The organism is Mycobacterium sp. 48b (assembly GCF_048282725.1).
In the GTDB taxonomy this organism is placed as follows: domain Bacteria; phylum Actinomycetota; class Actinomycetes; order Mycobacteriales; family Mycobacteriaceae; genus Mycobacterium.
This window is the reverse complement of record NZ_JBLVUL010000001.1, coordinates 3,069,378-3,081,081: the sequence shown is the minus strand read 5'-3', so window position 1 is coordinate 3,081,081 and position 11,704 is coordinate 3,069,378. Positions and strand designations below refer to the sequence as shown.

12 protein-coding genes and 1 riboswitch are annotated in these 11,704 nt (G+C 67.3%); of the genes, 3 read left to right on the top strand and 9 right to left on the bottom strand.

Annotation, left to right across the window (positions count from 1 at the left end; genetic code table 11):
• Positions 1-38 precede the first annotated feature (38 nt).
• The 3 genes from ACNQR1_RS15010 to lepA form a co-directional block, all read right to left on the bottom strand.
• Entirely contained in the window at positions 39-1,421 is a 1,383-nt protein-coding gene (locus ACNQR1_RS15010; protein ID WP_418047003.1) for an LLM class flavin-dependent oxidoreductase, read from the bottom strand.
• Positions 1,418-2,722, bottom strand: a complete 1,305-nt coding sequence (locus ACNQR1_RS15005) for an NtaA/DmoA family FMN-dependent monooxygenase (protein ID WP_418047002.1) — start codon at positions 2,720-2,722, stop codon at positions 1,418-1,420. The genes ACNQR1_RS15010 and ACNQR1_RS15005 overlap by 4 nt, the downstream gene beginning before the upstream one ends.
• Positions 2,723-2,811: 89 nt before the next feature.
• The gene (lepA, locus tag ACNQR1_RS15000; RefSeq protein ID WP_418047001.1) at positions 2,812-4,701 is read right to left on the bottom strand and encodes a translation elongation factor 4; all 1,890 of its coding nucleotides are present in this window, start codon (positions 4,699-4,701) and stop codon (positions 2,812-2,814) included.
• Positions 4,702-4,780: 79 nt separating this feature from the next.
• Between lepA and ACNQR1_RS14995 the strand changes: the two genes are divergently transcribed.
• Positions 4,781-5,416, top strand: a complete 636-nt coding sequence (locus ACNQR1_RS14995; RefSeq protein WP_418047000.1) for a type II toxin-antitoxin system PemK/MazF family toxin — start codon at positions 4,781-4,783, stop codon at positions 5,414-5,416.
• Here ACNQR1_RS14995 and ACNQR1_RS14990 read toward each other — a convergent pair.
• From ACNQR1_RS14990 to ACNQR1_RS14975, 4 genes are read right to left on the bottom strand one after another with little or no spacing between them, the layout of a single operon-like run.
• Positions 5,398-6,180: an ABC transporter ATP-binding protein gene (locus ACNQR1_RS14990; protein WP_418046999.1), complete on the bottom strand. Its 783-nt coding sequence runs from the start codon at positions 6,178-6,180 to the stop codon at positions 5,398-5,400. The two genes, ACNQR1_RS14995 and ACNQR1_RS14990, sit on opposite strands and share 19 nt — an antisense overlap.
• Positions 6,177-7,196: a FecCD family ABC transporter permease gene (locus ACNQR1_RS14985; protein WP_418050375.1), complete on the bottom strand. Its 1,020-nt coding sequence runs from the start codon at positions 7,194-7,196 to the stop codon at positions 6,177-6,179. Before ACNQR1_RS14985 ends, ACNQR1_RS14990 begins: the two co-directional genes overlap by 4 nt.
• Positions 7,197-7,198: 2 nt before the next feature.
• Entirely contained in the window at positions 7,199-8,218 is a 1,020-nt protein-coding gene (locus ACNQR1_RS14980) for an ABC transporter substrate-binding protein (RefSeq protein WP_418046998.1), read from the bottom strand.
• On the bottom strand, positions 8,215-9,252 hold the full coding sequence (locus ACNQR1_RS14975) for an ABC transporter substrate-binding protein (protein WP_418046997.1): 1,038 nt from the start codon (positions 9,250-9,252) through the stop codon (positions 8,215-8,217). Before ACNQR1_RS14975 ends, ACNQR1_RS14980 begins: the two co-directional genes overlap by 4 nt.
• 41 nt (positions 9,253-9,293) lie before the next feature.
• Positions 9,294-9,426, bottom strand: a riboswitch (cobalamin riboswitch).
• On the opposite strand from ACNQR1_RS14975, the gene ACNQR1_RS14970 reads away from it, so the two are divergent.
• Positions 9,422-9,598 carry a hypothetical protein gene (locus tag ACNQR1_RS14970; protein WP_418046996.1) on the top strand — a complete coding sequence of 59 codons (177 nt, stop codon included), beginning with the start codon at positions 9,422-9,424 and terminating at the stop codon, positions 9,596-9,598. Its footprint overlaps the riboswitch before it by 5 nt.
• Before the next feature lie 13 nt (positions 9,599-9,611).
• On the opposite strand, the gene ACNQR1_RS14965 is transcribed toward ACNQR1_RS14970, so the two are convergent.
• Together ACNQR1_RS14965 and ACNQR1_RS14960 are read right to left on the bottom strand one after the other, a co-directional pair.
• Entirely contained in the window at positions 9,612-10,220 is a 609-nt protein-coding gene (locus ACNQR1_RS14965) for a GNAT family N-acetyltransferase (RefSeq protein ID WP_418046995.1), read from the bottom strand.
• Between the two features lie 59 nt (positions 10,221-10,279).
• A complete protein-coding gene (locus tag ACNQR1_RS14960; protein WP_029109692.1) occupies positions 10,280-10,711 on the bottom strand; it encodes a CBS domain-containing protein in 432 nt (143 codons plus the stop codon).
• Between the two features lie 103 nt (positions 10,712-10,814).
• Between ACNQR1_RS14960 and ACNQR1_RS14955 the strand changes: the two genes are divergently transcribed.
• Positions 10,815-11,675 (top strand): ribonuclease Z, encoded by an 861-nt coding sequence (locus ACNQR1_RS14955; RefSeq protein ID WP_418046994.1) that lies wholly within the window; start codon positions 10,815-10,817, stop codon positions 11,673-11,675.
• Positions 11,676-11,704 lie beyond the last annotated feature (29 nt).

Here is an 11,704-nt window from a genome sequence, read left to right as displayed (position 1 = left end):
ATCGGATTCGCGTCGTCAGCTATGGAATCGGCGGGATTCTATTGCGAATGAAGGGCATTCCTGCGGAATCCGGCGCCTGGATGTCCTTCGGGAAGAAACCCGTCGTCGCCGCCGAACAGTTTCTGCCGCAAGGTCGTCGGATCGCCGAGTTCGCGGGCACGACCGCGCCGGCGCAGCTCGGGGATGAGGTGGGTGGCAATGTCGACGAAGCTGCCGGGCGTGACGTGATAGGCGATGTTGAACCCGTCCACGCCGGTCCGGTCGGCATACGCGTCCAAGGCATCGGCGACGGTGGTGGCCGACCCGACGAACAACTCGCCCCCGAATCCGCCCAGTCCCCCAACGTAATCCCGCAGCGTCAAGCGCTCACGCGCACCCGAGTCGGTGACCGCGGCCAGGATGGACCGGCTGGCGTCGGTGTCGAACTGCCCGATCGGGCGATCGACGCCGTAGGTCGACCAGTCCACGCCGGACAGTGCCGACAACAGCACCAGCCCGCCTTCCAGATCGTGAAAGTCGGCAAGCTCGCGCGCCTTGGCCTGAGCCGCCGAATCGGTACTGTCCGTCACGATCTCGACCGAGGTGATGAACTTCAGCGATTGCGGGTCGCGGCCGTGCCCGGCCGCCCGGCGCCGGATGTCCTCGATGTGACTGCGCAGCACCTCGGGCCGCGGATCACTGACGAACACCAGTTCCGCATTGCGGGAGGCGAACTCCCGCCCGGCCGGCGAGGTGCCGGCTTGGAAGAGCACCGGCGTGCGTTGCGGCGAAGGCTCGACCAGGTGTGCCCCGGGCACGGTGAAATACCGCCCATGGTGGCCGATGTCGTGCACCTTCGCCGGGTCGGTGTACACCCCGCGCTTCGCGTCGCGCAGCACTGCCCCGGGCTCCCACGAACCTTCCCAGAGCTTGTAGGTCACTTCCACGAATTCCTGGGCCATCGCGTAGCGCTCGTCGTGCGGGATCTGCCGGTCACGGCCGATGATGTTGCGCGCCGCGCTGTCGAGCAGCGAGGTCACGATGTTCCAGCCGATCCGACCGCCGGTGAGATGATCCAGCGTGCTGAACTTGCGGGCCAGCAGATATGGGCTCTCGTAAGTCGTGGACACCGTGATGCCGAACCCCAGACGCCGGGTCGCCGCGGCCATCGCCGACACCGCCAGCAGCGGATCGGTCACCGGGGTCTGCACCGCCCGCGCCAGCGCGGCACTGGCGTCGCCGCCGAACACGTCGAGTTGCCCGACGGCATCGGCGATGAACAACACGTCGAATCCGCCGTCATCGAGCAGCTTCGCCAGGTCTACCCAGTACCGGACATCGGTGTAGTCGGCGGTGCGGTCCCGCGGGTGACGCCACAACCCGAAGTTGCCGTGCGACACCGTCGACATGGTGAACGCCGACAGCACATACGGTTCGGTCATGACCGCTGCCGCTGCGGCACGTCGAGCCCGAGATGGGATCGCAGGGTGGTCCCGGCGTATTCGTGGCGGAACAGCCCGCGCTTGCGCAACACCGGCACCACCTGCTCGACGAATAGCTCGTGCTGACCCGGTAACCCGGAATCCCGGAGCACGAACCCGTCGGCGGCACCGGTGGTGAACCACTGTCCGATCTCGTCGGCGATCTGCTCGGGAGTGCCCACCACCGCCGCACCCCACCCGTTGACGGTGCGGTACAGGAACTCTCGCACCGTCGGATTTCCGTCGGTGGCCAGCAGCCGGTAGCCGGCCAACGCGGTCTGGTGGGTCTCGGTATGCGCCGGGAACGCCGACTCCGGAACCGGGCCGTCGAGGTCCGCACCCGTGACGTCGACGTCGACCTCGAGCAGCCAACCGGCCTGGTACTGCGGGCTGAAGTACTCGTATTCCTGCTGCTGCGCGCGGCGGGCCTCGTCTTCGGTGGACCCGATGAGGTACCGCAGCGATGGAGTGATCAGCGGTGGCCTGGCCCGGCCGGCCCGCCGTGACTCCTGGTGGATCTGGGTGTAGAACTCCTGCGCACGCGCCCGGTTGCCGTGACTGGTGAAGATCACCTCGGCGTGGCGAGCCGCGAAACCTCGCCCGGTTTCCGATGATCCGGCCTGGAAGATCACCGGTTGCCCCTGCACCGACCGGGCCGCACCCAGCGGGCCCGCCACGTCGAAGTAGAGCCCGTGGTGATCGGCCAGCTGAATTCTGTTGGTGTCATTGAATATTCCTGCGGCACGGTCTTCGACGATTGTGTCCTCACCCCAGCCGTCCCACAGCTTGCGGACCACCGCAAGTGCCTCCTCGGCGATGCGGTAGCGCTCGTCATGTGCCACCACACCGCGGGCGCTGAAGTTGTCGGCGGCTGCCTGCGCGAAGCTGGTCACCAGGTTCCAGCCGGCGCGGCCACCGCTGAGGTGGTCCAACGAAAGCAGCTGGCGGGCAAGGTGGTACGGATGGGCCAAGGTGGCCGATCCGGTAACCACCAGCCCGATCCGCTCGGTGACCGAGGACAGCGCAGCCGTCGCGGTGAGCGGTTCGAAGTCCTCGGTGACCTTGTACGGCCAGGTCGCAGGAGGGCCGTAGTTCAGGCCGTCGGCGAAGAACAACGCGTCGAAGGTGCCTGCCTCGGCGGTCTGCGCATAGCCGATCAGCCGCCGTCGTACCCCTGCGGTGCTGTTGTCGATGTCGGGATGCCGCCACGGCCCGGTAGACCGGGTATTGCCGAAGGCCAGCAGATGCAGCTCTCTGGACACCCCGGCGACGCTACGACCGTGGGCCGCAGGAGCCGAGGGTTGCACTCAGCGCGAAGCAATCCCCCGGTGCGTTCCGCCGGCAGCGCGACCTACTTCTTGGGCTTGTCCGAGGCCGCGTCGGTGGACAGCGCCGCGACGAACGCCTCCTGAGGGACCTCCACGCGACCGATGGTCTTCATGCGCTTCTTGCCCTCTTTCTGCTTCTCCAGCAGCTTGCGCTTACGGGTGATGTCACCGCCGTAGCACTTGGACAGGACATCCTTGCGGATCGCACGGATGTTCTCGCGGGCAATGATTCTCGATCCGATCGCGGCCTGCACCGGCACCTCGAACTGCTGGCGAGGGATGAGCTCTTTGAGCTTGGTGGTCATCTTGTTGCCGTAGGCCGACGCCGAATCCTTGTGCACGATGGCGCTGAACGCGTCCACGGCCTCGCCCTGCAGCAGGATGTCGACCTTGACCAGATCGGCCATCTGCTCGCCGGCCTCTTCGTAGTCGAGGCTGGCGTAGCCGCGGGTGCGGGACTTCAGCGAGTCGAAGAAGTCGAAGATGATCTCGCCGAGCGGCATGGTGTAGCGCAGCTCGACGCGCTCGGGCGACAGGTAGTCCATGCCGCCGAGCTCACCGCGCCGCGACTGGCACAGCTCCATGATGGTGCCGATGAACTCACTGGGCGCGATCACGGTGGTCTTGACCACGGGCTCGTAAACGTCGCGGACCTTGCCCTCGGGCCAGTCCGACGGGTTGGTCACGACGATCTCGGATCCGTCGTCCTTGATCACCCGGTACACGACGTTCGGCGAGGTGGAGATGAGATCGAGGTTGAACTCGCGTTCCAACCGCTCGCGCGTGATCTCCATGTGCAGCAGCCCGAGGAACCCGCAGCGGAACCCGAACCCCAGCGCCACCGACGTCTCGGGCTCGTAGGTCAGGGCCGCGTCGTTGAGCTGCAGCTTGTCCAAGGCCTCACGCAGGTCGGGGTAGTCCGAGCCGTCGACCGGGTAGAGGCCCGAGTAGACCATCGGCTTCGGTTCGCGATAACCGGTCAGGGCCTCGGTCGCACCCTTGCGCGCCGTCGTGACAGTGTCGCCGACCTTGGACTGCCGGACATCCTTCACACCGGTGATGAGGTAACCCACCTCGCCGACACCCAGACCGTCACTGGCCTTGGGTTCGGGCGAGACGATGCCGACCTCGAGCAGTTCGTGGGTAGCGCCGGTGGACATCATCGCGATGCGTTCGCGCGGGGTGATCTTGCCGTCGACGACGCGGACATAGGTGACCACACCGCGGTAGATGTCATAGACCGAGTCGAAGATCATCGCCCGAGCGGGAGCGTCGGCGTCACCGGTGGGCGCCGGAACCTGCCGCACCACCTCGTCGAGCAGTTCGGCCACGCCCTCGCCCGTCTTACCGGACACCCGCAGCACGTCCGACGGCTCGCACCCGATGATGTGCGCAAGTTCCCCGGCGTAACGCTCCGGGTCCGCGGCAGGCAGGTCGATCTTGTTGAGTACCGGGATGATCGTGAGGTCCCGGTCGAGTGCCAGGTACAGGTTGGCCAGCGTCTGCGCCTCGATGCCCTGGGCCGCGTCGACCAACAACACCGCACCCTCGCACGCCTCCAGGGCGCGGGACACCTCGTAGGTGAAGTCGACGTGGCCCGGGGTGTCGATCAGGTGCAGGACATAGTTCTCTTCCGAGCCGTCATCACCGGTGACCTTCCAGGGCAACCGCACGTTCTGCGCCTTGATGGTGATGCCGCGCTCACGCTCGATGTCCATCCGGTCCAGGTATTGCGCACGCATCGACCGGTCGTCGACGACGCCGGTGAGCTGCAGCATCCGGTCCGCCAGCGTCGATTTGCCGTGATCGATGTGGGCGATGATGCAGAAGTTCCTGATCTGCGCCGGCGCAGTGAACGTCTTGTCGGCGAAGCTGCTGATGGGAATCTCCTGGTGAGCGTGGGTGTCCAGCACGTGCTGTGCTCCCTAAGGGTATCGAGCAACCACCGTCGCGACACAATCGCCAAGGGTTCACTCGCTTATGCTCGACACCATGGCGTCGCAGTGGAAGGCGTTCCAACAGGTTCTCAAGGGCGTAGTGGACGGCGCCGAGAACCTCGTGTTCAACGAGGCACCGAAGTTCGTGCGCCAGCTACAGACCACGGACAACGTCCCGCGGACAGTGCAGCAAGGCCTCCAACAGGGCCTTCAGCAGGGCCTCAAGCTGGGTCTGGGTGTGCTCGCCGGTGCGACCGCCCCGCCGCCGCAGGCGATCACCGCCGGACGCCCGGTATCGAGGAACAGCGTGCCCACCGCTCACCGGGCCCGCAAAGTCGTCTACGCCCCCGACCTGGACGGGCAGGCCGATCCCGGCGAGATCGTCTGGACCTGGGTGGTCTACGAGGACGATCCGACCCAGGGCAAGGACCGGCCGGTCCTGGTGGTGGGCCGCGATCAGCGCACCCTGCTCGGGTTGATGCTGTCCAGCCAGGACTACCACCGCGATGATCCGGACTGGATCGCCATCGGCACCGGCACCTGGGATTACGACGGCAGGCCCAGCTGGGTTCGGCTGGACCGGGTGCTCGACGTCCCCGAAGAGGGCATCCGGCGCGAGGGCGCGATCCTGGACCGCGGCCGGTTCGAAGCGGTCGCGGTACGGCTGCGCGCTCAGTACTCCTGGAGCTGACCCGACGACCGCGCCCCGCGGGCGAACCGGACGTACGGTCCCGCGTCATCGACCGTGACCCGGCACTGAACCCCGTACACGTGAGCCACCAGGTCTTCGGTCAGCACCTCGGCCGGGCTGCCGGTGGCCACCACGGTCCCCGCCGACAACATCACCACGTGATCGCAGAACATCGCCGCGAGATTGAGGTCGTGCAGGGCCACCACGCTGGTGACGTCGAGCGTGCGGATCAGCGCCAGGATCTCCAGTTGATGGCCGATGTCCAGATGGTTGGTCGGCTCGTCCAGCAGCAACTCGCTGGGTTCCTGGGCCAGGGCCCTGGCGATCTGTACCCGCTGGCGCTCCCCGCCCGAGAGGGTGTGCCACAGCCGGTCTGCCATTCCGGCCAGACCGGTGGCTGCCAGGGCCGCGGCGACCGCGGAGGTGTCGTCGCCGCTGCCGAACACCGACCCATGTGGGATCCGCCCCAGCCGAACCACGTCGCGCACCGCGATGTCGAGGTCGGTGTCCGCGTGCTGCCCGACCACTGCCACCCGCCGTGCCACCGCACGCCGCGACATCGTGTGCAGCTCTCGGCCGTCGAGTTGCACAGTCCCGGAATCCGGCCGGTCGATGCCGGCCAACAGCCGCAACAGCGAAGACTTGCCGGAGCCATTGGGGCCCAACAAACCGAGGGTGCTTCCCGGAGCCGGGTCCACCGTGACACCGTCGAGCACAGCCCGCCCCGCACGGGTCCAGCACACCTCGACCGCCCGCAGGGTCATCGATCAACCCTTCTGCGCCGCAGCAAGATCAACGCGAACGCGGGGACGCCGAGCAGGGCGGTGACCACCCCGGTGGGCAACTCCTGCGGCGCGAAGACCGTCCGGGCCAGGGTGTCCACCCAGACCATGAAGACCGCGCCGAGGATCGCCGCCGTCGGAAGCAGGCGCCGATGGCCGGGGCCGACGACGAACCGCGCTGCGTGCGGCAGCACGAGTCCGACGAACCCGATCGCGCCGGCCGCACTGACCAGCGCCGCGGTCACCAATGCGGTGATCACGAGCAGAGCCGTGCGTACCCGGGTCACCGAAACGCCCAGCGTCGCGGCCACATCCTGCCCGAACGAGAAGGCGTCGAGGGTGCGCGCCAAGCACAGACACACGACAAGCCCGACACCGACGACGACCGCACAGGCGAGCACGTCAGACCAGGACACCCCGGCCAGCGAACCGAGCAGCCAGAACAGCACTCCCCTGGTCTGCTCGGCGTCGGCCGAGGACAACACGATGAAGGACGTCAGCGCCGAGAACAGCTGTGTGCCTGCCACTCCGGCCAGCACCACCCGGTCGGTCCCGCCACCGGCCGCGTAGGCGAGGAACAACACCACGGCGAACGACAGCACCGCCCCGACGAAGGCTCCGCCGGACAGCGTCACCGTGCCCGCGCCGATGCCGATCACCGCGACGAGCACCGCACCCGTCGAGGCGCCGGAGGACACCCCCAGCACGAACGGGTCGGCCAGCGGATTGCGCAGCAGCGACTGCAGTATCGCCCCGCACAGTGCCAGCCCGGCGCCGCAGATCGCCGCAAGGACGACTCTCGGCAAGCGCAGCTGCCACACGATGCTCTCCTGCAGTCGCGTCACTCCCGACGGGCCGGCGCCCACACGGTCGCCGACGATGCGGTAGACGTCACCCACCGACAGGGCGGCCGGCCCGACGGTGATGGCCACCGCGGCCGAAACCACCAGCAGGGCGAGCCCGGCGATCCACAACACGCCGAGGCATCCGGGGCGCATCCTCACCGCGGTGAGCCGAACCCGAACTCGGCCAGGCCCTTCGCCACCTTCTCGGCGCCGTCCACGGTGCGGATCGACGGGTTGAGATCAGCCCCGTTCACCACGATGTAGCGCCGTTGCCGGACGGCGGTCAGCCCTCGGGTGAGCGGATTCGATTCGAGGAATTGGATTTTGGTGTCCAGCGCGTCACCGTCGATCGTGCGGCGACTCAGATCCGCCAGTACCAGCACGTCAGGGTCGCGCTCGGCGACACTCTCCCAACTCACCTGCGGCCATTCGTCGGTGGTGTCGGCGAACACGTTGTGCGCCCCGGCCGTCCCGGCGATCACCCCGGGCGCTCCGCAGCAGCCGGCGAAATAAGGGGCCCGGACATCGGAGAACCAGAACGCCATGTCGACGCCGGAGTTTGTGCCGGCTGCCTCGGCCATCCGCAGGCGCAGCGCGGCGATGAGCCGATCGCCGCGTTCAGCGACTCCGAAGATCGTTGCCAGATCCCGGATTTCGGTGAAGACCGCCTCCATGGTGAACGGCATGCTGCGCGCGCCGTCACCGTTGACCGAGGTCTTGCCTTCGCAGTCGCTCGGTGCCAGATAGGTCGGCACGCCCAGCTCGGCGAACTGGTCTCGGTCGGCCACACCGCCGGGACCCAGGGTGCCACCGAAAGACGCCGTCACGAAATCGGGTTCGGTGTCGAGCACCGTCTCCAGCGACGGTTTGTTCACGGCAAGTCGCGGCACCCGGGCGTTGTCGGCTGCCAGGTCGGGCCGAACCGGGTCTGTCCATGTCGCGGTGCCCACCATACGGTCCGCCAGGCCCAACGAGAGCAGGATCTCGGTCGAGCCCTGGTTCAACGAGACCGCCCGCCGCGGCGGTGCATCGATCACCACCTGCGTGCCGCAATTCTGCACCGTCAGTGGATATCCGGGCGCGGCATCGGGCGCCGGGGCCGCGCCGGGCTGGGCGCACCCGGCCAGCACAACCACACTCACCGGACCCGCGATCAGCCGGGCCGCCGTGTTCATTGGGCCAGGCCGAACGCCCTGAAACCGGCGGCCAGCTTCTCCAAGGCGTCGATTTCCCGGATTCCTGGGTCGAGTTCGGACCCGGTGAGTACGACATAGCGTTTGTCGCGCACCGCGGTCATGTTCTTGGTCACCGGATTTGATTCCAGGAACTTCACTTTCGCATCCAGGGAGTCACCGTCGATGCGTCTGCGGTTGAGGTCGGCCAGCACCAGCACGTCGGGGTCGCGATCGGCGAGCGACTCCCAGCTGACCTCCGGCCAGTCCTCGCGGGCATCGGCGAAGACATTGGTGACTCCGAGTTCGGTGGCGTACAGACCGGGCGCCGAGCAGCATCCGGCCACATACGGCGTCCGCAACCCCGAGAACCAGAATGCGACCGTGGTGTCCGTCGCTGTGATCGACGGCGGCCCGTCCAGCCGCCGGGTCAGTTGGGCAACCAGGTCCCGGCCGCGCTCCTGCACATCGAAGATCTGGGCCAGCTCGGTGATTTCCCGAAACAGCGTGTCCAGCGCCAGCGGTTCGGTCCGGCTGACGGTCTCACCGTCGACTTTCGCCCCGGTGCACACCGACGGCGACTGATAGGTCGGGATGCCCAGCTGGGCAAATCTGCTGCGCTCGGCGACCACCGCGGGCGTGAAGGTGTGCGCGCTGGCCGAGGTCACCAGGTCCGGCTCGACGGCGAGCACCGTCTCCAGTCCAGGGTCGTTGTCCGCCAGCCGGGCCACGGTGGCGTTGTCTGCCGCGAATTCGGGCAGCACCGGATCAAACCAGGTCGAGGTACCGACCATCCGATCGGCCAGCCCGAGCGCCAGAAGGATCTCGGTGGACGACTGGTACAACGACACCGCCCGCTGCGGCGGTCGGTCGAAAGTGACAGCCACACCGCAGTTCTCGATCGTGAGTGGGTAGCTGGTCGGGCCCGCGGTGTCCTCGGTGGCGAGATTACCGGCGCCGGATTCTCGGTGCCCACACCCAACCGTGAGTGACAACGTCACGGACAACAGGCACAACAGTGCGGGAAGTACACGCACGGCCAAACTTCCTTTGATACAGGGCTCGGTCGCGGAGCCGTCAACGGGTCATTCCCGGCCACAGGCGATCGGACTCGAGGCAGTGCCTCATACCGTTGCGCGTCAGTCCCGGCTTCTCACCGGATTCCCCTGTTGGTCGGCCCCCGCACTGTAACAGCCGGCATGCTGGGTGATTGCCGCACGCGACGAGCAAGCCGATGCATCAAATCGGCGTCAGCGGGCACTCCTGAACCATGACCGCGCTACCACGTCGGTCACCGCGATCATCGCGCTGGTGCTGCTGGTCGCAGTGTTCGCCGCGGTTGGCGTGCTGCTGATCCTGCAGATGTCCGGCGTATTCGAATGAAAGGCGGGATTGACTACCGCGGCGCCCGCCACATCGGCGTCATCGTGGGTCCACCGTCGGGCAGCACGATCTCCCCGGTGACCTCGAACCCGAATCGCATGTAATACGGAACGTTGTCGGGGTTGCTCGACTCCAGATAGGCCAGAGCATGTTCGGCATCCACCCGATCGAGGCGCGATCGCATCAGGGCGTGCCCGAAGCCCCCGCCACGCACCGCGGGGTCGCTGCCGATCACCGCCAGATACCAGTGCGGTTCCTCGGGGTGATGCTGCTTCATGAGCTCGACGACCTGCTGGCCCCGTCGCATGTCGCGGCCGAATGCCAGCACCATCGTGGGCAGCATGCGCAGCTCTTCACCCGGGGTCTGCTTCCAGCGGCCGGGACCATCCCACAACGCTGCCGCGCCGATCTCGCCGTCACGAACGGCCACCTCGGCACTGCCTCCGGCCAGAAAGTGATGGCGGGTGATCGCCGCGAACAGCCGCGGCAGCCCCTTGGCGCGACGGGTGTCGTCGGCCAGGAGCCATGACATCACCGGATCATTGTGAAAGGCCCGGCCCAGGACTGCGGCGAGCCGCTTCACGTCAGACTTGTTCGGGGGACGGACATCGACGGCGGCCACTCATCCACCATCGCACACGTCTCACACCGAGTTCGCGTGAGAAACGTCGTTCGGAGCGCTCATCGGCCCTGGGTGATGTAGGCCTGCAGCTGTTCCTGCTCGGCCTCCAGTTCTTCCATCCGGGTCTTGACGATGTCGCCGATGCTGACGATGCCGGCCAGCCGGCCACCGTCGAGCACCGGGATGTGGCGCACCCGGTTCTCGGTCATCAGCGCACTCAGATGGTCCACCGTGTCGCGCGGCGTACAGGTCGCCACCACCGTGGTCATGATCTCCGACACGGGCTGCGCCAACAGGCTGCTGCCCCGCTCGTGCAGCTTGCGCACCACATCACGCTCGGAGACGATGCCGGCCAGACCACCGGGACCCATCACCACCATGGCACCGATGTTCAGCTCGGTCAGCCCGGCCAGCAGCTCCGTCACCGTGGTCTCCGGGGAAATCGTCACCACCGCCGTGCCCTTGTTTTTCAGCACGTCCGCGATTCGCATCGGCAGCCTCCGATCGTGATCCACCTCACATAAGGCTAGGTCGGGGACGGCCAGTAAGAAAGAAGCCACGCCTGTTTGGCCTGGGACGAGTAGGAATGAGGCCATGATCGAGGTCACGCTGCTCGGCACCGGTAGCCCGATCCCTGATCCAGAGCGGGCGGGTCCGTCAACCCTGGTGCGCGCGGGCGGCCAGATGTTTCTGATCGACTGCGGTCGCGGGGTCCTGCAGCGTCTGGCCGCCGTCGGCTCGGGCGCCAACCAGCCCAGCGCGCTCCTGCTGACACATCTGCACAGCGATCACATCGCCGACCTGGGCGACGTCATCGTCACCCGCTGGGTCAGCACGTTCACCCCCGAGGCGCCTGCCCTGCCGATCATCGGTCCGCCGGGGACCGCGGAGGTGGTCGATGCGACGCTCCGGGCGTTCGGGCACGACATCGGCTACCGCATCGCCCACCACGCCGACCTCACCGGCCCACCGCGAGTAGAGGTCCATGAATACACCGACGGGGTGGTGTGGGACCACGGCGATGTGCACATCAGGGTCGCCCCGACCGATCACCGACCGGTGACACCGACCATCGCCTTCCGGATCGAACACGGCGGGGCCTCGGTGGTGGCGGCCGGCGACACTGTGCCGTGTCCCACCCTGGATGCCCTGGCCGCCGGTGCAGGAGCCCTGATACACACGGTTATTCGCAAAGATCTGATCGATCTGCTTCCGCAGCAACGAATTCGGGATATCTGCGACTATCACTCTTCGGTGCAGGAGGCCGCCGCCACCGCCACCCGCGCCGGCGTCGGGATCCTGATCCTCACGCACTACGTGCCCGGGATCGCCGCGGGCTCCGAGGACGACTGGCGAGCGCTGGCCGCATCGGTGTTCGACCGTCAGATCGAACTCGGCGACGACCTGCACCGCGTCCAGGTTCACCCGGGGGTGTGCACGAAACCGGCCACCTGATCGGCAGCACACGCCCACCCCGGCTACCG